This window comes from Mycobacterium paraterrae (genome assembly GCF_022430545.2).
Classification (GTDB): Bacteria; Actinomycetota; Actinomycetes; order Mycobacteriales; family Mycobacteriaceae; genus Mycobacterium; species Mycobacterium paraterrae.
Window position 1 is genome coordinate 1,441,368 of the sequence record NZ_CP092488.2, and the last position, 21,948, is coordinate 1,463,315.

The window sequence follows — 21,948 nt, forward strand, 5'->3', positions numbered from 1 at the left end:
CCGCCTATACCGTGAAGTTGAAGTTTGGATTGACGCCGTACAGCGCCATCTCGGCCAACAGGATGACGATCGGGTTAGCCACCAGCGAGAAGCGCATCGAACGGCCGACGCCCTCCCCCACACCGACCGGACCACCACTGGCGTTGTAGCCGTAGTAGCAGTGCGACAGCATCACCACGATCGAGATGATGATGACTTCGACGAATGACCAGAACACGTCGTCGGGTCGCAGGAACGTCCGGAAGTAGTGCTCGTAAGTGCCGGACGTCTGCCCGTAGATGAAGGTCGTGACGATCTGCGGCGACAAGAAGGACAGGATCAAACCGATCGAGTACAGCGGGATGATCACTACGAGACCGGCCAGCATCCGGGTGGACACCAGGTAGGCCGTCGACTTGACGCCCATCACCTCGAGAGCGTCGATCTCCTCGCTGATCCGCATAGCGCCAAGCTCAGCGGTGGCGCCGGCGCCGACGGTGGCCGCCAGCGCGATGCCGGTGACGATCGGCGCGACCAGGCGCACGTTGATGAAGGCGGCGACGAACCCGAGCAGGGTCTCAATACCGATGTGACCCAAGGACGCAAGACCCTGAATGGCGACCAGCGACCCGGCCGACAACGTCACGAACGCAATGATGACAGCGGTGCCGCCGACGACCGCCATGGCGCCCGTGCCCATGCCGACCTCGGCGATCAGGCGCAGGACTTCCTTGCGGTAGCGGGTGAGGGCCCACGCCATGTCGCGCACACCGATGACCGCGAACCAGCCGATGCGGCCGGCCTCGTCGAGCGGGCGACTGGCCGCGGCGCTGTACTTCGCGATGTTTACAGAGGCCCGCGGAAATCGGCCGCGGATTACCTGAGCGGTCGACATGTCACATCCCCGTTCCGAATTTCACACCGATGGTCGTCAGGATGACGTTGACCCCGAACAGTGCGACCACGCACAGCACCACGGTTTCGTTGACGGCGGTGCCCAACCCTTTAGAACCACCGCTGACGGTCAGACCGCGGTAGCAACCAACCAGCCCGGCAATGAGCCCGAATGCCAAGGCCTTGATCGTCGCGATGACGACCTCGGGCAGGCCGGTCACCAGAGTCAGCGTGGCCAGATACGCACCGGCCGAGACGTTCTGCATATAGACGCCGAACAGGAATCCTCCGACCAGGCCGACCATCGACACCAAAGCGTTGAGGAGCATCCCACACAGGGCGCAGGCCAGCACGCGGGGAACGACAAGCCGGTGGATCGGGTCGATACCGAGCACTTCCATCGCGTCGATCTCTTCGCGGATGGTGCGCGCGCCGAGGTCTGCACAGATGGCGGTCGAGACGGCGCCGGCGATCACCAGCACGGTGTTGATCGGGCCAATCTGAGTAATAACGGCGATACCGGCGCCGGCGCCGGAAATGTCAGCCGCTCCAACCTGAATCAGCAAGATGTTGAACGTGAAGATGAAAAGCGCTGTCACCGGCACGGATACGGCCATCGTTGGCAGCAGCGCAACCCTCAGAATGAACCAGCACTGCAGGATGAATTCTTTCCATTGAAATGGGGGCCGGAACAACGCTGTTCCGGTGAGCACGCACATCCGGAAGAAGCCACCGACAAGTACCAGCGGCGGCCCGATCTGGTCACGGATGTAATCAGTGACCCGCGGCTGCGTAGTAGTCACTGCCGTTTCCTCCCCGATGTCAAGACTGTGATCGTCGTCTCCTTACTGGCTAGAAGTAAGGCGGACCACAGGACTGTACCCGATGCGCTCACACGTGCGCATTTCATCGGCGTTATTAGCCTCTCGTACAGTTGACCTGCGTGTTCTTCAACGTGTCAGCTGACTTCACCCGGCGTCGTATCTGTTGAACCAGAACCGCTTTGGGCGACGTCCGAGGCACCATACCGCGTCCGCAGCTCTGTCTTTAACACTTTGCCTGCGGGGTTGCGCGGCAAGGCCTTAACGATCTTTAGGCCCTCGGGATATTTGTACCGGGCCAAGCGCTCCCGCAGGAATTCGTCGAGGTCCTCGATGCGCAGACTGGCTTCCGACACCGCCGCAACGGCGACCGGAACTTCGCCCCATTTATCGTGCGGGCGGGCGATCACCGCGACTTCGACGATCGCCGGATGGCTCGCCAACACGTTCTCCACCTCCGCGCAGTAGATGTTCTCGCCACCGGAGATGATCATGTCCTTCTTGCGGTCGACAACCCAGACATATACCTCGTCGTCCATCCGGACAAGGTCGCCGGAATGGAACCAGCCACCGTGAAACGCTTCGGCGGTGGCCTCCGGGTTGTTCCAGTAGCCGCTCATCAATGTGGGTGCGCGATAGACGATTTCACCGACCTCACCGATGGGCACGTCATTCATCTCCTCGTCGACGACGCGGGCGGCCACGGTCGGGATCACCTTGCCCACCGAGCCGAGCTTCCTGATCGCGTCTTCGCCGAGCAGCATGCAGGTCACCGGGGACATCTCGGTCTGGCCGAACGCGGCCAGGATCTGCGCCCCGGGGAAGGTCTCCGACATCTGACGCAGCAGCGTGTCGGACGCCGGCGCGGCACCCCACGAGATGACCCGCAGCCGCACATCGCGCGGATGTGCCTGCTGCGCAGCACAAACCGCCTGCCACTGGGCCGGCACCAGGAAAATCCCGGTGACCTTTTCGGCGGCGAGGACGTCGAGCAGGTGTCCCGGGTCGAACGCGCCGAGCGGATGGATCACCGTAGGCAGGCCCATCAGCATTCCGGTCAGCAGGTTGCCGATTCCGGCTATATGGAAGAAAGGCACTCCGATGAAGCCGATGTCGTCGGCGGCGAACCCGTGGGTGTACAGGTTGGCTGTCGTCTGACAGCTCAGGTTGGTATGCGTCAGCACGGCGCCCTTGGGCCGGCCGGTGGTGCCCGAGGTGTACATGATCAGCGCGGGCGAATCGTTCGGGACGTCGGCCGCGACGGCCGGGTCGCCCGGCTCGTCGACCAGATCCTCGTAGGCCAGCAGGCCCTCGTCGGACGAGTCGCCGGCCACCACGATCGTCTGCAGCACCGAGGTGACGTCGCGGACGCCGGCCGCGACCGGAGCCAACACCGGCTCGGTGATCATCACCCTGGCCTCGGAGTGATCGACCTGTGGTGTGGTCAATGGGACCGCCCTGGGTTAGTGGCTCACCCGCAGCGTTGGCGCGGAACCCTTGCTGGGACTGCCGCATAGCAGCCAAGCCACCAGATGCCCGATGGGCGAGCGCCAAGCATGGTGACGGTCCACCGAGGCTGCGAAGTCCTCAAACTCATCTGGGCGGTTGACGTGCAGACGTCGCAGCACTGCAAGCTGATCATCGGCAGGAATGTTGCATGGCGGGGGCAGTTGGAACCATATCCGGCGTCCGTGCCGAGCTGGCCAGCGGGAGTCCAGAAACCTCAACTCAGCCAGGTCGACCTGACCTGCCATCTCACCGCCGCCGGCATCGTACCCCCCGAACGGCCCGTGATAAGGGTAATCGGTCAATCGCGTGCGGACGTGGCCGCGACGGGCCAGGGTGCTGATCGCCTGGTTCGCCGTGTGCCGCTGAGCCTCGGTAGCCGTGTCGTCCACCAGACCTAGCAGCTCAAGGGTGTACCAGCGCCAGCGTGCCTGAATAACCGGCCCGCTCCCGGCAAGTTCCGCGGTGCCGTTAGCGAGATAGCAGTCCGAGGCGGCGCGCTCCTGCAGAGCGGTCAATATATGCCGCTGCAGCGAGCCCAGTCCTCGAGTCATCGCACACAGCCGGCACGCTCGCCCACAGTCGTCTCGTCGAATCCTGTCCAATGCAATCGTTTACCCACGGTGAGCAAACGTAGAAACTCGACCGCCCCGCGACAATGTTGCCCTAAACCCAACCTTCATCGCGGATTTGTCGTTTCGAAACAAACGCCTCCGGGCAGCAGTCCTAAGAGTTCATGCCGCGGACCCACTATGAGCGGCGCACGCCCGAGTTCGGACGGAATTCTGATCACCTGTTGACCGACGCGTTCTGTTACCACTTCCAGCGCCTCAGCGACCACCGCGCCAACTCAATACGCGGTAGCCGGCGCTGCGTAGCTTCTAGAACTCGCCTGCCTGCCGGCTAGGGCTCGCTGAACACGCTCACCGACGTCCCACCGATCTGCCGCAAGCTGATGTATCAGAGGGTTTTCGAGCACTGCGACGGCGACGTCACCATGGTCAACACGCACCCGCGCGGCCGCGTCAAGATGCCGGCCCCCTACGGCGCGGCCGCGGGATGGCCGAAGACCGCCAAGCCGGTAGCCGCGCACGACCGCGTCGAACGACAACGCAATCCGACGAGCAATCTCCCGGATCAGCACACCTCAGCCCAACGTAACCGTCGGACCTCCGGCCAGTCCTTCACCTTGATCACCCCCACCGGCCCTGGGGTGGGTCACCTTTTTCCGGGAACCGCGAAGGATGCCTCTCTGGGAAGCGTCAACACCGTTGCCCGGCCCCAGGCGTCGACCGGGAGCTCGTCGAAGCGGCCACCGGCGCCGATGCCGGCCGCGGTGGCCGCGAGCTCAAGGCCGCAGGAAGTGTCGGCGAAGTTGTCGATGGCGTGTTTGACGGCCGCGGGGTCGACAACGTCGACGACGCCGAGGCGTGCTGCGGTGCTGCCCCGGTGCCCAGCCGAGCTCGTCGGCGTCGCCAGCCCGAGCGGCGACTTGCCAGCCGCCAGCCAGCAGGCAGCGGGTCAGCGCCAGACCCACGCCGCTGGCGGCGCCAGTGATGACCGCCCGCTTCCCAGGCAGTCGAATCCCGAGCCGATCGGCGGCAGCGGCGCCAGCAGATGGGCGGTCATGCGGGCAGCTACTCCTGGCCGAGGTGGTCACGGGCCGCCCCGGCACCAAAAGGAAACGCAATCTGGTTCGCGCCGGGGGCCGCAACGTCGGCGTGAGACTGCCGAGCCACAGTTCCGATCCGCCCTTGACCCAACGTGTCCTTGCCCGACGACCCGTTCGACACCGCTAGAGCATTTCGATAACAGTCGCGAGACGCCTACTGAGCCCATCCCCGCCGGCAATGTCGTTGGGCTTGTGCCCTGAGGACAAAGAAGCTCGACAACGTAGGCGCCTCGCGACGTAGCTAACGCCCAAGTCCGCGCAGTAACGTCGCGGATGACGCTACAGCATGACGCTGACACGCATAACCCAACGTATTAAGTCACAACACCCCGGGGGACTTCGATGGCATTTCTTTTACTGATTACGCTCCTTGCAGTTTTCGGGCTTCTAGTGAAAGCTCTGGGCGCCGTACTGCTTTGCGAGCAAGGAGACACGAAGATGCTCGCGTCGAGCGGAGATAGCGTCAGCCTCGAATTTGCCCGCGAGAGACCCCCTCTGTGAGTCGAATTCACTCGCCGGCCACGGGGTGGCCGACATCGCACCTTTATAAGGTGCCCTGGTCCGTTGATCAACCATGCTGCGCGGCCGCGCGGGGACCTGAGAATTTAACGGTGTTTCCAGCACTGACACGCTGAGCAATGCTCGGCGGGGAAGTGCCGCGATGGCGACACTGGAAGATATCGCGAAGAAGACAGCGGCTGAGCGGTCTGCAGAGGAGAAGGCTGCGGTCGAGCTGTTGCGGCTAGCTCATGAACACAAGGGCTGTCCGACGGGGCCTGATGGGCTGCTCCGGGTCATCGACGGCACCGCGGGCGTTGCTATCCCAATGCTCCTGATTGCTCCACTGCAGCTTGGCGACCCGCTCATCGCCGAGCAACTGATCTCACGTGACGCGATAGTCAGCCGCGCCGCGGACCCGCTAATCCACCGTGCGCCACGCGAAAAGTGTTGCCGTGACCACACGTGGTGAATAGTTCCCGCTCGCCACCTACCGTCGCCGCATACTCGATGATGCCGGTGACAACAAACAACACGACCCTGAATTGTGGATTCCACCGCAAAGCCAACCCACCCGACCGACCCGGCCCACGCGTCGGTGAGGTCCAGGCGGTGCGCCGCGTGCAACGTAAGTCAGTATCGCGGGAACAAATTTTTGGCCTACGGGTCAGATTGGCAGCTTAGCCACTGCACCTTAGGCCCGCACCGTGCCCTCAGCCACCGTCACCGTCAAGTTCGCCTTGCCCAACCAGAGCCTGTTGCCCATCTCGGCCGACTGAACAACTAAGCACGTCGCGCTCCCAGGACCGGTCTGTCTGACCTCGTTTGGCATCTCCACCGTCACCACCGCTTCCGGATCAGAGTAATGGATCCGAAACACCACGCGCGAACTCTTGTCAGCGAAGCCTTCCTCGTCCAGGCCACGCCGGAAAATATCGCGAGGTCGGCGTAAACCTCGTCCGTATCGGCGACCAACGACTCTCTCCCACCCCCGTCCTATGCGATAAGTGACACGCCGATATGTGCCAGCGGCACCGTCATCGCGGCGTTGTAGTGCGAGCCACCACTGTGTCTTAGCCAGGGTCGCGATCGCAGCAACACGGTGCTGGTCGAGTGCCTGCCAAGCAGTGGCCCACACAGGCCAATTGCCGCCCGATCGAATCATCCCGCTGGCGCGCGGACGGTCGCCACGAGCCCGCCGCCGTTACGCGCGCTGCAATCGACCAGCCCACCGATCTCCTCGAGGATTTGATGCACGATCCACAAGCCCAGCCCGGCAGTGCCGCGCCGGTCAGCGGCGCTGACGTATTGCCGTCAAGTGGCTCAGACTATGTGCGTGCATGCAAGGCCCGCGGTAGACGATCTCGATGACCGCATCGTTGCCGATGCCTGCGCACATCACGTCGATCGCAGCTTCATGGCTGTGCCGGGAAGCGTCTTTCAGCAGTTTGGTCAGCACACGCCGCAGCCCCTGAGCATTGATCTCGACCGTGCCACGTCGTCGCCTACGCTCAACCGTAGCCGCGGTGCAACCAAGCCCACGGCTTCGACGGCGGCGGTGATCAGTCCTGCGATGTCGACGCGCCGGACTCCTACCGCGTCGGCGGGGGGATTATGGCCGTCGGTGCCCACCAGCAGGTCAAGGGTCGGGAGCATCAGGTAGATCAGAATCGGCCCGATCCACAGCGGCAGCTGCGCGCTGGTGTGCCAGCCCGCACGATTGAGGCCCCACACCGCGGGCAGCATCGCAAACAGCATGGTGGGAAGAATGAGGCCGAGCAGCCACAGGTAGCGCTTGCGGTCTCGCCACAAGGCGGGACGCGGCCCGTGGTCGGCGGTAAGCGAGATGTCACTCGCCATCGGATGGCCCCCCTGTCTGCGGCATCGTCCTCCACTGTCGTCGATGCGGGGTGCGAAGAACATGTTTCCTCGCGCCGAACTTCGGGGCATCGTTTGTCTCGCGGAAACAGCGGATTGACACCCCAGATGACGAGCGCACCAGCAGGCAGGTCCGCGGCCGCGTGCCCGCGGGCCACCACGACCCGCCAGACCGGCCGCTTACCGGGCTATCCTGCCGAGCATGCCCGGTGAGCCGCTGCGACTGTCATTTCGCCGGCATGTGCGCGAACAAGCCCTGGCCGCGGCCCGTGCCCTGACTATCGAGAAAAGCTGGGATCGGGTGCGCATGAGCGAGGTGGCCGACCTCGTCGGTATTTCGCGTCCCACCCTGTACAAGGAGTTCCTCGACAAGCGCGGGCTCGGCGACGCCCTCGTGGTACAGGAAGGCGAGAGATTCCTCGAGGGCATCCAGGCCGTCCTCGACGAGCATCCCGGCGATGCGGCCGGCGGCATCACCGCCGCCGTGCGCTACACCCTTGACGAGGCCGAATCCAGCCCACTGCTCAAAGCCGTCCTGACGTCGCATCGCGCCGACGAGCCAGACTCCCCGGCAACCGGGATGCTTCCCCTGCTCCCCACATCGGCCTCGCTGCTCGACTTGTCCTCAGCGAGGATGGCGAAGTGGTTCATCGAACACTTTCCCGGCCTCGACGCCACCGAGGTCACCGACATCGTCGATGCCCTCGTGCGTTTGACAGTGAGTCACCTCGTCTTGCCGATCGCCGACGCCGCCACCACAGCGACCCGCATCTCACATATCGCCCTGCGCTACTTGCGACTGGACGACTCGCCAACAACCGGCAATAACAGCACAGCCTAATCTGTCCAGATCTTGACAAAAGTCGCCTACTTGTAAAAGATCGCGCTATTGGATTGGCTGCTAACGCCGAAAAACCGGCCCCGACTGCGGCGATCGGCCGGCAGATGCGCGCTCACGCTAACGCGCATCCATCGATGCGGCCGCACAGAGGGCGCGACGCTAGGGAGAAACCTCAATGACGAGCTTGTTGCACACACCGATCGATAAAGCCCGCGAACGGTTGTCGTCGGTCATCCTGACTCCCGCGCCCCGACGCATCGACGACCGGCTGCGCGGACTGAGCCAGCGCTGGCCGGTGCGGGATTTGGCGACGCCACCGCTCGGCAGCGGACTCAAGGCCGTGCCCGGTGACGGCGGGCTGCCGTTTATCGGACACACCTTGGACTACATCCGGTTCGGCTCTGCGTTCACCCGCGAACGCCACGAGCGACTCGGGCCGGTGACCTGGATGGGCGCTTTTGGCACCAACATGGTCGTCATCGCGGGCCCCGAGGCCACCCAGCAGGCCCTGACCAGTAACGCGAAGGCGTTCTCGCAAGACGGCTGGAGTTTCCTGATCGACGCGTTCTTCCATCGCGGTTTGATGCTCATGAGCTTTGACGAACATCTGATGCATCGACGCATCATGCAAGAGGCCTTCACCCGGCCCCGTCTGACGGGCTACGTCGATCAGGTCGCGCCGTGCGTGCGCACCGCGATCCCGAACTGGGCGACTGGGCCATCGACGCGTCTGTACCCACTGCTGAAAAACCTGACTCTCGACATCGCAACTGATGTATTCATGGGTGGGTGCGGCAAAGATGACAGCGCAGCGATCAACCGGGCTTTCGTCGCCACCGTGCGCGCTGCCAGCGCCATTGTCCGAGCACCGCTGCCCGGCACCCGATTTCGCGCCGGCGTACGCGGCCGACGGGTCCTGCAAGATTACTTCGCTCTGCACTTACCGCAGGCGCGCCTCGGTAGCAGCAATGACTTGTTCAGCGCGCTGTGTCAGGCCACAGACGAGGATGGAGAACAGTTCACCGACGACGACGTCATCAACCACATGATCTTTCTGATGATGGCCGCCCACGATACCTCGACCATCACCACCACAGCGGTGGCCTATTTCCTGGCTAAACATCCCGACTGGCAAGACCGTGTGCGTGCCGCATCAGATGTCCTCGGCGACCGGGTGCCCAACATCGACGATCTCGAGGCGTTGACCGAGTTGGATTTGGTGATCAAGGAGTCGCTGCGCCTGGTGGCACCGGTCCCCATTGTGATGCGAAAGGCTGTGCACGACACCGCCATAGCGGGTTACTACATTCCCGCGGGCACGCTGGTGGCCGTCGCACCGGCGGTCAACCACTTCGTCCCCGAGGTGTGGAGTCATGCTGATCATTTCGATCCCGACCGGTTCGGTCCCAGTCGGCGCGAAGACCACGGGCACCGCTTTGCCTGGATTCCGTTCGGCGGCGGGGCTCACAAATGTATCGGCATGCAGTTCGGGACGCTGGAGGTCAAAGCGATCCTGCACCAGATGCTGCGCAGTTTCACCTGGAGTGTCCGACCTGACTATGACGTCCGCTGGGACAACACGTCGCTTCCCATTCCGGTGGACGGCTTGCCGGTCACGCTGTGTCGGCGTGCCACGGCAGGGGGTTGACCAGGTATGCACACCTCACGGGGTCGGCGATGAGCCACATTCGGTATCGGCACCGCATGGGCGGACACTGCGGATCGGGCGCCTTGCGTGATCTCACCGAGTGGGCCGGGCTCGGCTGGGGCACCGACGTGCCCGATGAGGGACTCATCTTCGTGTTGGGGGGCGCCCTGGATTTCCTGTACATCAGATCCGGCACTTTGATGCCGCGAGCGTATTTGGTGGGTCGCGGCGGTGCGCTGGAAGATCAATATCTTGATCGGATCGGTGCTCGATTCCGTCTGCAGTCAACAGATGACCCCGAGATCGGTTGGGGTTGGGTCATCGACGAAATCGACGCCGGCCGACCGGTCATGGTCTGGGCCGACATCGCCGAATTACCGTATCTTCGGGTGCGGCTCAACATGAGTCGCCACGACATCGTCATCACCGGATACGACGACGCCCAGCAAATGGCATCGGTCGTCGACAATGACCGCGAGGCGACCCAGCTCGTTCCCTACGAAAAGCTGCGGCGCGCGAGGTCCTCGACGGGGTTCCCGGTACCCACCCGGCACTCGACGTATCTGATCGACTGGCCGCACACGGTTCCGGACATGGCCGCGATCGGCGGGCCCGCGCTGGCCGACAGTGCCGCGCAGATGCGCGGCGAATCTTCCCAGCCGTCTGTGATCGTTGTCCCCGACGCCGACGTGACCGGCTCCGGGTTGTCCGGCGTGCAGATATTCGTCGACGATGTGCGTTGCTGGCCCGAGCTTTTCGATGATGACGCGCTCGGCGCGGCCCTGTTCGGGCTTGGCGCGTTCATCGAGAAGGCCGGTACTGGAGGCGGACTGTTCCGCTCACTGCAAGCGCGCGGCTGCAGCACCATCGCCGATCTGCTCGGTGCCCAGGCCGTGGCCTACGCGGCGACGGCCGCTGCCGATGCGGCACGTCTGTGGAGCGCGGTGGCCGCCGCAGCCCTCGATGCGACTGTGCCGCTGCGGGATCGGTGTCAAGCGGCCGCCGATCTCGCGGCCGGTTTGCCTGAGGCAGAACACACCCTGGCCGATGCGCTCGACGCGGCGGCGCGATCGCTCGTCGCTCGCTAACCGGTCGTCATCGTGCAGGCCGGGTAAGCGTTGCACCGGCGCACATCCGGCTGCGAGGGCAACATTCCCGGGAGCAGATGTCGCCGCGGTGATGTGCGCGGGCGTGCGCCTGGGCAGACCTATTGGAGCTCGCGCGCAAGGAAATCCGTGACCGCAGCGGTGAAGGCGTCGTTGTCGTCGCCGGCGACCATGTGTCCGGTGCCAGAAACATCGATCGTCTCGGCGTGCGGAACGACGTCCAGAAACTCCTCGACCGACTGCTGCGACGTCACATCGGAGTGGAGCCCGCGCACCAGAAGGGTGGGCGCCTGGATGCGGCGCGCCCCTTCGATGAGCAGCTCGCTCATGGTGTCAAAATTCGCGGTACCGGTTGTGGGGTCACCCTGAAGGATCTGAAAGCTCGAGGTGACAAATGCTGGGTCCCAGCGCCAGATCCACCGGCCATCATCGCGCTGCCGCAACACCTTGCGCAGTCCATCGATGGTGCCAGGTCGCGCGCGGTGCGGGTTGTAGTCGGCGATCACCGCGGCGGCGTCAGCGAGTGTGTCGAAGCCCTGCGGGTGGGCGGCCATGAACGACAGAACTCGTTGCGCGCCATCGAATTCCATACGTGGGGTGATGTCGACGAGGACCACCGCAGACCACAGATCAGCCGGGGCCGCCAGGTGCGCGCCCAGAATCGTCATGCCCCCCATCAACGCGCCGACCACTGCCGGAGCGCGGTCGCCCCGAAGGTGTCCTCGTAGCGCGAGCAGATCCGCGGCCAGGACCTCGAGCCCGTAGCGCCCCTCGGGGTCCCAGGTGCTATCGCCGTGACCGCGCGCGTCATAGGCGATGACGGTGTAGCCCAACCTGTGCAGGCGGCGCGCCGTGCGCGTCCAGGCGTGCCGGTTTTGCCCTCCCCCGTGCAGCAGCAGCACCACATCGGCGGGCGGGTCGTGACGGTAGCAGTCCGCGCTCAACACCACATCGCTGGTGGTGCAGTATTCCGTGACGGTGGCCTCCATCAGCGCGACGCGCTGTTCGGGGCGCGGTGCGCGGTCATGACGGGGTGTGTCGCGGGCCGACGACGGTCACTGTGCCCTGCGCGGCGCACACGGCTCGACCGTTGTTGGTGATGTCGATGCGGGCCACACCGCTGCGCTTGCCCAGCGCGATGATGTCAGTGACCGCGACGCACACCCCGCTGGTCACCGGCTGCAACAGATTGAGCTTGAATTCGGTGGTGGCAACCCATGATCCACCGGGGATGACGGGGTAGAACACCACGCCCAGGCAGTGATCGACCATGGCTGACAGGCAGCCGCCGTGCAGATTCCCGAACGGTGTCAGCAGGTCCTCGCGGGCGGTCATCTCGACCACGAGACGCCCGGCGGTGAACTCAGTGTGGCGAAAGTCCAGATACCGCGACAGGCCACCTGCACCCGCCGCCGCGTTTTGCAGGTCCTCGACGACCTGCGGATTGAAATGCGCGAATTCCATCGGAGGTCTCCTAGTCAAACCACGGTCACGGCTGTCGTCGCTCACGCTCTGGTGCCCACGTGCCGTGGCAGGGTACCGGCGACCTCGCCGTGCCGATGGGCGAGGAGGAAATCATCGACGATCTGGGTGCAGTCGGTGCGGGATATGGTGCGAAATCCCGTCATTCGGGCAAAGGCGAGTGGCCCGACAAGCTGACAGATCACCAACCCTGCGTCGAAATCGTCGAGCTCACCCCGCGCCTGTCCGCTGTGCAGTAAGGCATCGAAGGGTTGGCGGTACTGGTCGATCACGCGGGCCCGCAGGGCCCCCGAGGCCTGCTCGCCGGCAGATTGATCGGTCGTCGTCGGACCCAGAGCAAGCCAGGCCAGCACGGTCACATGCAGTGGCGCATCGTCAAACAACGTCGCTTGACGATTGAGCAACTCGATCAGCTGTTCGCGCAGCGTGCCCTCTGCCGGCGCCGGCGCGACAACCTGCGGCAGCAACCGCTCGAACGTCGCGGCCAACAGGTGCGAGGAACTCGCGAAATGGCGATACAGAGTGGCCCGACCCACCTTGGAGGCCTTCGTCACCGCATCGACGGTGACCGCCCCGATGCCACCACTGCTCAGCAACGAGCCGGCAGCATCCAAAAGGCGGTTGCGGGAACGGATCCGGCGGGGATCGATATCGTCGTCGTCCTCGTCATGGACGAAAATCGGCCGTGCGCTCAACGCTCAGTCACCGTGCCGTCCCGACCTTGCTGGCCCACGCGGTCCCACAAATCCACTCAGTTATGGTACCAATAGTTCCACAGCGGAACTATTGGTATTGGGGGTCGTGGGTGCTCGAATCACCGCCGAGTCGCCACGGCGATGCCGGGGACGCGGATTCATCGGCACCACAGCTGCTGCCCGCGCACACGGCGACGTGCATGGGCTGCGGCCCCGACAACCCGCACGGCCTGCAGATGGTGGCGTATCGCGCCGCCGACACCGTGTACGCCGATATCACCTTCGACGAACGCCACGTCGGGGCGCCCGGGTTAGCGCACGGCGGCGCCGTCGCCGCTGCCTGCGACGACCTTTTCGGCTTCACCCTCTGGATCGCCGGCACACCGGCGGTCACCCGCAGCTTGACCGTCGAATACCTGCTGCCGGTGCCGCTGCAGCTACCACACCGCATCACCGCGCACATCACCGCGCGTACGGGCCGCAAGCTGCATGTCAGCGCGACCGGCACGGGCATAGACGACATCACGCGGTTCACCGCCACCGCCGTATTCATCGCAGTGGACGCCGATCATTTCGCCGCCCACGCAGAGCTGGGTGCGTTCGGCGAAATGCTCGCACAGTTCCTGGCCGGCAGCGACATCGCCACTAATTCCCCGGACCCGCCGCAATGATTGCTCTCAGCACAGATCTGCCGATTCAATCCGGGTCCCGCGACGCGGAGTCGCCGCCTCGTGACCCGGTGCGCGAGGCCACCCCACCTCAGCGGGGCGCGCTCACAGATCGCCGCGAAGCGATACTGGATGCGGCGCTGCACGCAGCTGCACAGGGCGGCTACGACGCGGTGCAGATGCGCACGATCGCCAAGCGCGCCGGGATCAGCGTGGGCACCCTGTACGCCCATTTTCCGTCCAAGAACCACCTGTTGGCACACGCCCTGACCCGAGACTTCCAACGCCTCGCAACAAACCACGACTGGGCGAGCGGCCCAGCCACACCGGTTGGCCGACTCGAACGACTCACCAGCGTTCTGCACCGACAGTGGCAGCGCCAGCCGCTGCTCACCGAAGCGATGACACGGATTTTCGTGGTTGCCAACACCTGCGCCGCCGGTGAGCTCGACCACGCCGCAGCAGTCATCGAACGCCTACTCGCCACCGCTGTATGCGGCGGACCCCCCACCGCGGGCCATCACCGGGTCGCCGCGCTCATCGCCGACATTTGGCTGGCGAACCTGCGGGCATTCATCGGCGGACGCGCGTCCGCCGACGCCACCCGCGACCGAATCGACCGCGCCACTCGGCTCCTCATCGACCGCGCGAACTCCATCGACATTGCCTGCGCCACATCATGACCGACACCGACTCGATCGACACCGACTCGATCGACACAGATGCCGCAGTCGCGGTTCGGCACCGCCACGACAAGCCAACGCCGCCGGGTGAATACAGCGCCCGTCTCGCGTGGGTGGCCGCATTCGCGATACGGCACACAGCTCTGGTATTCGGCGTGTGGATCGGCGTCGCCGTCGTTATGGCGCTGCTGTTCCCCCAGTTGGAGACCGTCGTTCGCCAGCAGTCGGTGGACTTCGTCCCCCGCACCGCACCGTCGCTGCAAACGGTCGACCGGATGAGCGCAGCGTTCAATGAGCAGGGTTCGCGCACAACGCTATTCGTGGCCATGGAAGACCCATCAGGTCTGACCCCCACCGCGCAACAGCACTACACCAATCTCATCTCGCGGCTACGCACCGACACCCGCCACGTCGTACTGATCCAAGACCTGCTCGCCGACCCCGCGACCCGCGTCCAGGGCCTCAGCCAGGACCGCAAAGCGTGGTACCTAGCCGTCGGCGTTACCGGCACCCTCGGCGACACCGCCGCGGCCGAATCCGTCAGCGCCGTACGCGCCGCGGCCGCCACGGAATTCGCTCACACCTCGACCACGGTGTACGTCACCGGGCCGGCCTCCACATTCAGCGACATGATCGCCAGCATGGAGCACTCCCTGCTCTATATCTCCATCGCCACCGCAGCGCTGATCGCGCTGATCCTGATGATCGTCTACCGCTCGCTATTCACCGCACTGCTGCCGCTGCTGGTCATCGGCGTGAGCCTGGCCGCCGGCCGCGGTGTGCTGTCCGCGCTCGGCGAAGCCGGCATGCCGGTCTCCGAATTCACCATCGGCTTCATGGGCGCGATCCTCCTCGGCGCCGGCACCGACTACACCGTGTTTCTCATCAGCCGCTACCACGAACAACGCCGCGCCGGCAGACCCGCCGACCAAGCCGCCATCTACGCCACCGCCAGCATCGGCCGAGTCATCCTCGCCTCGGCCGCCACCGTCGCCCTGGCCTTCCTGTCCATGATTTTCGCTCGACTCAACGTGTTCGCCGCACTAGGACCGGCGTGCGCTCTAGCAGTGTTCATCGGGTTCGCGGCCACCGTCACCCTGCTACCTCCGGTGCTGACACTGGCCGCCCGGCGCGGCATCGGCGACCCCAAATCCGACCGCACCCGGCGCTACTGGAACAGCGTCGCCGTCGCGGTAGTGCGCCGCCCCGCACCGCTGCTCGCGATAAGCCTAATCATCCTGACCGCGCTGTCCGGGGTGGCCGCCACCATTAAAATCAGCTACAACGACCGCGCCGGTCAACCCGCGACCACACCCAGCAACCTCGGCTACCAGCTGCTTGATCGCCACTTTCGCAAAGACGTCGTGATCCGCGAATTCCTGGTCGTGGAAAACCCCACCGACATGCGCACCGGCAAAGGCTTAGCCGACCTCGACCAGATGGCCTCGCGCATCGCCCAACTCTCCGGCGTCACCAAAGTTTCTGGCGTCACCAGACCCGCCGGCACGCGACTAGAGCAAGCCCAACTGTCCTGGCAAAACGGCCAGATCGGCGACAAGATGGCTCGCGCCGCAGCCCAGGGAAACGCGAAAAAAGATGACCTCACCCAGCTCACCGACGGCGCCGACCAACTCGCCAGCGGGCTGACACAACTCGACACCACCCTGCGCACCGCCCTGGCCCCGATCACCGGACTGGTCAACAACATTCAAACAACCGGCACCAGCATCGATCAGATGCGGCCTCTGCTCCAACAACTGTCCTCCACCGCACCCGACATCGACCACGCCATCCAATCCGGCCCGGGAATCCGGCCCCTCGCCGAACAAGCCCAAAACGCCATCGCCACCGTGGACCCACTCGTGGCAGCACTGAACACCGCACCGTGGTGTGCCGCCACCCCACAATGCGCCCAAATCCGCGACCAGGTGCAGATTCTGGTCACTCTGCGCAACAACGGCTTCTTCGATCAGATCGCCGACCTCGGTGACCGCTACAACCCCGCAACCAACGCCACCATCACCGGCACACTCACCAAACTGCAGAACGCGGTCACCTCAATGAACACAGCGTTCGGCGCATTGGGCGAACCTACGGACATGGCCGCCAACATTCGCCGACTCCAAGCCGGCATCAGCCAACTCGCCTCCGGCGCCCACGCACTATCCACCGGAGTACACACGCTGGCCGACAGCAACATTCAAACGCTGTCCAGGATGAGCCAAATCGCCACCCAATTGCAGAACTCAGCACGCGCCGGCGCCGGATCAGATTCCGCCAGCGGCTTCTACCTACCGGCCAGCGCCCTCGATGATCACGAATTCGCCGACGTCGCCAAGCTTTTCCTCTCACCCGACGGCAAGACCGCACGCTTGAGCATCGAATCCAGCTACAACCCCTACAGCAGCGACGCCACCCGCCTGGCCCGCCAGATGGTCGACGTCGCCAACGCCGCCCGCCCCAACACCGCACTCGCCGACGCCGCCGTCTCTATCGCCGGCTTTCCCGCCGTTAACGCCGATATCCAGCGACTTTTATGGTCAGACTTCGCACTTCTCGCGGTCGCCACCCTGCTCGTCGTTGGACTGATCCTCATCATGCTCCTGCGGGCCATCCTCGCACCGCTCTACCTCATGGGCACCGTCGTCCTGAACTACACCGCCTCCATGGGCATCGGCGTCCTGGTGTTCCAGTGGATCCTTGGCTACGAAATCGCCTGGCCCGTACCACTAATAACGCTCATCATCCTGGTCGCCGTCGGCGCCGACTACAACATGCTGCTCGTATCGCGCCTACGCGAAGAATCCGGCAACAACATCCGCGTCGGCGTCCTACGCACCATCGCCAGCACCGGCTCCGTCATCACCTCAGCCGGACTCATCTTCGCCGCCAGCATGTTCGGCCTCATGGTCGGCTCGATTGCCATCATGATCCAAATCGGGCTCATCGCCGGCTGCGGACTTCTACTCGACACCTTCCTCGTGCGCACCCTGACCGTCCCCGCCATCGCCACACTCCTGCGCGAAGCCAGCTGGTGGCCCACCGGACCTCGAATCAGCGGTACCTATAGCCCTGTCGTACCACGCAAGGTTCTTTGCCTCTTGTCGCGGGCGCTCTGCTTCGGCCGCAGCTGTGTCGCAGGGCAGCACCGTTGACATGGCCGAGACTGCGGCCTACACGACTCGCATCAACAAAATGATCGTTATCGCAACCATTTCCAGGGCAGCACTCGGCCGTGCTGGCTGGGCGCGGCTAGCTGATCCCGTGGTAAATGCGGACCCATTCGCCGATGATCTTCACGCATTCTTGAATGCCGGCTTGGCCCAGGCTTTTGAGGCCGCCGAGAGCGGCCTTGCCCAGGAATTGGGTCACGCGCCGACCGGGGCCCTTGGGTGATGTGCAGTCAGCGTCGTCGTCTCTGATCGCCGTCTGCAGTTCGGCGACGTCCTCGGGCTGTAATCCTAACGTCGCCACAGCATTTAGCAGGCTGTCGAGGTCACCGGGTAGCACGGTGGCGAGTTGAACGGCGGCCGATCCGCCGAAAGCCACAGCAGTGCCCGGGCCACTGAAATAGTTGGTGATGATGTTGTTAATCGGGGCGGGGTCAACGGGGACTACTCCAGGTTCGCCCGCGTCGGGCAGGACTTGCTCGAGATCCAGTGCAAGGCTCAGCACCCGTGTTCTAACACTGTCGAGTACTGATGTCAGCAGAGCCGGTGATACCCGTTTATGGGCTGCCACCAAGCCGTGTAGAGGCGCGAACTGCTGTAGCTCTTTGAGTTGCCCCTTCCGCATCATCCCATTGATGAGGGCGATAACGTCAGTGGGCCAGAAGTACGACAACAGGCCGTCCGTCGTGGCGAGTCGCTCAAGTTCGCTCACGGACTCCCGCAGCTCGACTTCAAATGCGCCGGCACCTCGTAATCCCTCGGGGAACGCCGATGGTGCTAGCGGCGCATTACGAATCGTCGAGCCCCCGAAGCCCGACCATTCACTCAAGACCTGAGTCTGAAACGGTCCACGATATTCCGGCAGCGATGTCCCTGTCGGGTAGCCGGCCAATTCGTTATCGACCCAGTCGATCACTAGCGGTGTTTGAATCCGCGCAGCGACCACTTTGGTCATCCGCAGCAAGGACGCCAACGACGTGGCGTCCGCGGTTGCCGCGTCGATAATGGCGGAAAGTTTCGACACAGGAAAATCATCCCAGCACCCACCGACTTCTAAGCCGAAGGCTGCGGCTGTATTCGACAAAACTGCCGCCGCATCTCGTCGTGATCAACAATGAGCACCCTCCGGCGCTACCAAAGCGGAGGGTGAGCGCGCTGCGGACCTAGAGTTCGAGACAGTCGCCGTCCTGGGTTTGCTGGCGTTCGGCGGCGTGTTCGCGGCGGTGTTCGGCGTCGGCGACGAAGCGTTGGTAGGCGGCTTCGCGGCGGCGGGCTTGGGCGCTGTGTTGGCGCCACTCTGCGGTGCGGTTGGTGCGTCGTTCGTCGTTGCGGTCGAGCAGGCCGCGCACCACGGCGGGTAGCAGGGTGCGATCGGTGCGTTCAGCTTCGGCGTGCATGGTGCGGGGCCGGTCGTCCTTGGCCAGGATCATGCGGAAGTAGTGCGCGGCAGCGTATTTGTTGCCGCGCCGCATCTTGTGGATTTGGTTGCCGGCTGCGAGGGCGTTGTGTTCGTGATCGCTTTCACCGGTGATGGGCTGGTAGATGAAGGCGTGGTTTTCGTCTTTACCGCGGGTCATGCCGACGTAGGCCATGGCGCGGCTGGCTTGGTCGCTGAGCACGGTGAAGCAGGCCCCACGGGTGGTGGAGTTTCCGACCGTGATCCCTTGGGCCGCATGCAGGGTGGTGGCGTAACCGAGGGTGACGTGCTGGGTTCGGTAGTCGCCCTCGAACAGGACGCGTGCTTTGTCGGTGAGCCGTTCAGCCGCGATCTGGCCTTTCTCTTGGTCGACGATGACGACCCGCCACCGGTTGCCGTTGCGGACCTGGTCGATCCGGTCGCCGCGCTTGTGTCCGGTCCCGGGTGCAACCGCGATGCTGGCGTCGTTGTTGCGGCTGATGATGATGTCGCCGGCGCGCACGTCCTGGTCGCGCGCGACCCGCACCGCCGGGCGTTCGGTCGCTGGGTTGTCGCGGTGCAGTCGCAGGTTGATCGCGTCGGCGATTTCCCATTTGTCGCAGATGATCGCCGCGTCGTGGCCTTGGCTGCGCGCATCCTTATAGGCGGTGATCGCGTCGTCGGCCATGGCGATCGGGTCGCCGGTGTGTAGCCGGTCGTGGTTGCGGTACCAGCCGACCGCTTTACGCAGCCGGTTGCCGTGCCCGCTGCGCAGCGCGAGGGAGGTGTCGCGTTCCTCGGGTTCACGCATCCGCCACACTTCACCGAGACGCTGACTCCACGGCAGTTCACCGCACAGCTGCTCGAACATGCCGCCGCGCGCCTGCACGGGCGACAGCTGGTAGGCATCGCCGACGAGGACCATCTTGGCGTTCCCGTTGACCGCGCACCGCAGCAGCTTTTTCAGTTCCGGGGTGCCGACCATGGACGCTTCGTCGATCACCATCACGGTGGAGCGGTCGATGCGGAGTTGGTCGTCTTCGATCATCTTCAACGCCTTGGCCACGGTTAGTCCTTGGTCGCCGGCCTGATCGCGCATCGCCTCGTCAACGGCCTTGCCGGTCGGCGCGATCACCAGGACCCCTTTGTTGGCGCGGTGCGCGGCGGCGCGCAGCGATTTCAGCGAGTGCGTTTTGCCCGCGCCCGCGGGCGCTTGCAGCGGCTGAACAAGGTAGGGCGATTGCGCGATCGAGCGGATCGCGCGCGCCTGATCCGGTGACAGGTCACCCAAATCCGCGTCGCGCACATCGAGTCGGGTGCGCGGGTCGGCGCGGTCGATCATGTCGAAGATGCGGACCTCTTCGGCGATCACCGCGTCGACGGTGAACAGTTCGTGGCCTTCGCGGTGGTGCGCTTCGCGCGGCGCGGTGACGCGCATGCTGACCGCGTCCACGATCATGTCGATGTGCGCGCGCGGGTCACCGTCCGCGTCGACCGGGATCTGCGCGCCGACGAGCTCGACGATGTCCGCGCGGGTGAACGCGCTTTTGTCGATGCGCGCCGCGGTGCGCGCGAGCGCGGCGCGGCCACCCAGGATGCGCGGCGCGGCGCGGCGCGCGCGGCGCGCTTCGGTGTGCGCGGCGCGGTCCATTTCCAGGCCGCGCGCATCGGCACGCCACTCCTCTCTCAGTTGCGCCCAGGACTGCGATTCCGGCTTAGCGGGGCGCGTCGCTTTCTGCGCGGTCTGCAGTTGCTGCGCTGTCGGCTCTCCCTCGACGACGACGAGATTGTTGCGCGCCCATTCCCGCAGCCGCGTCGAACGCCGCGACCACGCCTTGATGCACGCCTTGGTGATGCCGGCGATCTCGGCCATGCCGGAGCGTTCGTCAACGTCGACCCACTCAACGCCGCGCTCAGCGTGCAACTCGTGGCGCAGCACGGCCTGGTAGATGATGCCCGCGGCCTTGGCTTCATGGAACAGCGATTTGGAGTCGATCGACACCATCTCACCGTCCGCGCGGGCCTGCCGGTTCGGCAGGATGACGTGGGTATGCAGGTGAGGATCCCCGCAGCGCGACGTTTCATGCTGGTAGGCGACCGCCGCCAGGCCCGGCAGCCGCTGCAGATCCTTTTTCCCGGTCAACGGGTTATGCACCCGCGTGTACCCGGCGTGTTCATGCAGGTAGTCCATCGCTGCCTTCACCGCCCGCAAGTGGGCTTCAGCGACAACCTTTTCGTTGACATCGCTGGTCAACGCCCGCAGCAGCGACACACTCTTCGGGGCCGCGAACGTCAGATCGAACCCGTGCACCGACGTCTTGGTGAACGCCCGGCCCCTCATGCCGTTCGGGGCGACCCCCTCATCGAGCCACGCCGTCACTTCATCCCCGTCAGCAAACCCACCCGCGACCGCGGCATCCGACAACCCGGTCAGCTCGGCAACCTTGGAAACATCCCCGCCGACGATCCACGTCGGAACCCTGGTGTCGGCCTCGGAGTAATACTCACCCAGCCCGCCGCCGGCAGACACCCGGTCCATCGACGCCTGCTTGGCCTCATTCGCCGTCTTCTCGTAATAGGCGATGCTCCACCGAGACAGCCGCGAAATCGTCAACACAAGCGGCCACCTCCTCAACGGCGACGGCTCGGGCCCGGCCGGGGGACGAGCGGTTGGGGGCGCGCGAAGCGCGACCGCAACCAGTCTTGCACACCTTGTGCCAATGTGCCGATGGTCAATTCCATTGTGTAGCAAGGATATACGTTTTGGTGCGAATGGGATTGGAAGGAGGTGGTGGGGTTGAGAGAGAATGAACGGTGTTGTGGCAGTGGTGAATGCGTTGAGGGAGCGTGAGTGATTAAAGGTGGCTTGGGTTTGACAGCCGGGCTACAGCGGCGGCGAGCATCGCGAGTCACGCGAGGGTCGCGCTGGGCTTCAGTCACGGTCGGTTCCGTTCGCCCAGCCCGCCGCCAATCTTGCGACAGGCGAGCTGCATTCGTGGCAATAGGTGTTT

General features: G+C 64.6%; 15 protein-coding genes and 2 pseudogenes. 7 read left to right on the forward strand and 10 right to left on the reverse strand.

The features are described 5' to 3' along the window. Positions 1-4: 4 nt before the first annotated feature. The 4 genes and pseudogenes from MKK62_RS06895 to MKK62_RS06910 form a co-directional block, all read right to left on the reverse strand. Positions 5-874 (reverse strand): ABC transporter permease, encoded by an 870-nt coding sequence (locus MKK62_RS06895; protein WP_240261767.1) that lies wholly within the window; start codon positions 872-874, stop codon positions 5-7. Position 875: 1 nt separating this feature from the next. Next, a complete protein-coding gene (locus tag MKK62_RS06900) occupies positions 876-1,592 on the reverse strand; it encodes an MlaE family ABC transporter permease (RefSeq protein ID WP_434085076.1) in 717 nt (238 codons plus the stop codon). 239 nt (positions 1,593-1,831) lie between these two features. Next, a pseudogene (fadD5, locus tag MKK62_RS06905) lies at positions 1,832-3,112 on the reverse strand (fatty-acid--CoA ligase FadD5); the annotation flags it as partial. 45 nt (positions 3,113-3,157) lie between these two features. Next, positions 3,158-3,754 carry a hypothetical protein gene (locus MKK62_RS06910; protein ID WP_240261765.1) on the reverse strand — a complete coding sequence of 199 codons (597 nt, stop codon included), beginning with the start codon at positions 3,752-3,754 and terminating at the stop codon, positions 3,158-3,160. A gap of 1,779 nt (positions 3,755-5,533) precedes the next feature. On the opposite strand from MKK62_RS06910, the gene MKK62_RS06915 reads away from it, so the two are divergent. Next, entirely contained in the window at positions 5,534-5,842 is a 309-nt protein-coding gene (locus tag MKK62_RS06915; protein ID WP_240261764.1) for a hypothetical protein, read from the forward strand. 1,121 nt (positions 5,843-6,963) lie between these two features. On the opposite strand, the pseudogene MKK62_RS06920 reads toward MKK62_RS06915, so the two are convergent. Further along, positions 6,964-7,230, reverse strand: a pseudogene (locus MKK62_RS06920) (alkane 1-monooxygenase); the annotation flags it as partial. Between the two features lie 259 nt (positions 7,231-7,489). On the opposite strand from MKK62_RS06920, the gene MKK62_RS06925 reads away from it, so the two are divergent. The 3 genes from MKK62_RS06925 (at position 7,490) to MKK62_RS06935 (ending at position 10,825) form a co-directional block, all read left to right on the forward strand. Next, the gene (locus MKK62_RS06925) at positions 7,490-8,089 is read left to right on the forward strand and encodes a TetR/AcrR family transcriptional regulator (protein ID WP_240263786.1); all 600 of its coding nucleotides are present in this window, start codon (positions 7,490-7,492) and stop codon (positions 8,087-8,089) included. Between the two features lie 175 nt (positions 8,090-8,264). Next, positions 8,265-9,737, forward strand: a complete 1,473-nt coding sequence (locus MKK62_RS06930; protein WP_240261763.1) for a cytochrome P450 — start codon at positions 8,265-8,267, stop codon at positions 9,735-9,737. A 29-nt stretch (positions 9,738-9,766) separates the two neighbouring features. Next, positions 9,767-10,825 carry a BtrH N-terminal domain-containing protein gene (locus MKK62_RS06935; protein ID WP_240261762.1) on the forward strand — a complete coding sequence of 353 codons (1,059 nt, stop codon included), beginning with the start codon at positions 9,767-9,769 and terminating at the stop codon, positions 10,823-10,825. Between the two features lie 119 nt (positions 10,826-10,944). Here MKK62_RS06935 and MKK62_RS06940 read toward each other — a convergent pair whose 3' ends face one another. The 3 genes from MKK62_RS06940 to MKK62_RS06950 are packed head-to-tail and all read right to left on the reverse strand — an operon-like array spanning position 10,945 to position 13,020. Then, on the reverse strand, positions 10,945-11,832 hold the full coding sequence (locus tag MKK62_RS06940; RefSeq protein ID WP_240261761.1) for an alpha/beta fold hydrolase: 888 nt from the start codon (positions 11,830-11,832) through the stop codon (positions 10,945-10,947). A 34-nt stretch (positions 11,833-11,866) separates the two neighbouring features. Continuing rightward, positions 11,867-12,307 carry a PaaI family thioesterase gene (locus tag MKK62_RS06945; protein WP_240261760.1) on the reverse strand — a complete coding sequence of 147 codons (441 nt, stop codon included), beginning with the start codon at positions 12,305-12,307 and terminating at the stop codon, positions 11,867-11,869. A gap of 41 nt (positions 12,308-12,348) precedes the next feature. Then, a complete protein-coding gene (locus MKK62_RS06950; RefSeq protein WP_240261759.1) occupies positions 12,349-13,020 on the reverse strand; it encodes a TetR/AcrR family transcriptional regulator in 672 nt (223 codons plus the stop codon). A gap of 200 nt (positions 13,021-13,220) precedes the next feature. Between MKK62_RS06950 and MKK62_RS06955 the strand changes: the two genes are divergently transcribed. Genes MKK62_RS06955 through MKK62_RS06965 form a run of 3 tightly spaced genes read left to right on the forward strand, consistent with a single transcriptional unit; the run spans position 13,221 to position 17,526 of the window. Further along, a complete protein-coding gene (locus MKK62_RS06955; protein WP_240263785.1) occupies positions 13,221-13,691 on the forward strand; it encodes a PaaI family thioesterase in 471 nt (156 codons plus the stop codon). Beyond that, positions 13,688-14,371: a TetR/AcrR family transcriptional regulator gene (locus MKK62_RS06960; RefSeq protein ID WP_240261758.1), complete on the forward strand. Its 684-nt coding sequence runs from the start codon at positions 13,688-13,690 to the stop codon at positions 14,369-14,371. The genes MKK62_RS06955 and MKK62_RS06960 overlap by 4 nt, the downstream gene beginning before the upstream one ends. After that, positions 14,368-17,526 carry an MMPL/RND family transporter gene (locus MKK62_RS06965; protein WP_240261757.1) on the forward strand — a complete coding sequence of 1,053 codons (3,159 nt, stop codon included), beginning with the start codon at positions 14,368-14,370 and terminating at the stop codon, positions 17,524-17,526. Before MKK62_RS06960 ends, MKK62_RS06965 begins: the two co-directional genes overlap by 4 nt. Positions 17,527-17,623: 97 nt before the next feature. Here MKK62_RS06965 and MKK62_RS06970 read toward each other — a convergent pair whose 3' ends face one another. Together MKK62_RS06970 and mobF are read right to left on the reverse strand one after the other, a co-directional pair. Continuing rightward, positions 17,624-18,625 carry an AbiTii domain-containing protein gene (locus MKK62_RS06970; protein ID WP_240261756.1) on the reverse strand — a complete coding sequence of 334 codons (1,002 nt, stop codon included), beginning with the start codon at positions 18,623-18,625 and terminating at the stop codon, positions 17,624-17,626. A 79-nt stretch (positions 18,626-18,704) separates the two neighbouring features. Further along, positions 18,705-21,554, reverse strand: a complete 2,850-nt coding sequence (gene mobF, locus MKK62_RS06975; RefSeq protein ID WP_240261755.1) for a MobF family relaxase — start codon at positions 21,552-21,554, stop codon at positions 18,705-18,707. Positions 21,555-21,948 lie beyond the last annotated feature (394 nt).

What these genes read in the sequence shown, in the direction of transcription:
- MKK62_RS06895 (WP_240261767.1), bottom strand. Translation starts at nt 874, where the DNA reads ATGTCGACCGCTCAGGTAATCCGCGGCCGATTTCCGCGGGCCTCTGTA.
- MKK62_RS06900 (WP_434085076.1), bottom strand. Translation starts at nt 1,592, where the DNA reads ATGTGCGTGCTCACCGGAACAGCGTTGTTCCGGCCCCCATTTCAATGG.
- MKK62_RS06910 (WP_240261765.1), bottom strand. Translation starts at nt 3,754, where the DNA reads ATGACTCGAGGACTGGGCTCGCTGCAGCGGCATATATTGACCGCTCTG.
- MKK62_RS06915 (WP_240261764.1), top strand. Translation starts at nt 5,534, where the DNA reads ATGGCGACACTGGAAGATATCGCGAAGAAGACAGCGGCTGAGCGGTCT.
- MKK62_RS06930 (WP_240261763.1), top strand. Translation starts at nt 8,265, where the DNA reads ATGACGAGCTTGTTGCACACACCGATCGATAAAGCCCGCGAACGGTTG.
- MKK62_RS06935 (WP_240261762.1), top strand. Translation starts at nt 9,767, where the DNA reads ATGAGCCACATTCGGTATCGGCACCGCATGGGCGGACACTGCGGATCG.
- MKK62_RS06940 (WP_240261761.1), bottom strand. Translation starts at nt 11,832, where the DNA reads ATGGAGGCCACCGTCACGGAATACTGCACCACCAGCGATGTGGTGTTG.
- MKK62_RS06945 (WP_240261760.1), bottom strand. Translation starts at nt 12,307, where the DNA reads ATGGAATTCGCGCATTTCAATCCGCAGGTCGTCGAGGACCTGCAAAAC.
- MKK62_RS06955 (WP_240263785.1), top strand. Translation starts at nt 13,221, where the DNA reads ATGGGCTGCGGCCCCGACAACCCGCACGGCCTGCAGATGGTGGCGTAT.
- MKK62_RS06960 (WP_240261758.1), top strand. Translation starts at nt 13,688, where the DNA reads ATGATTGCTCTCAGCACAGATCTGCCGATTCAATCCGGGTCCCGCGAC.
- MKK62_RS06965 (WP_240261757.1), top strand. Translation starts at nt 14,368, where the DNA reads ATGACCGACACCGACTCGATCGACACCGACTCGATCGACACAGATGCC.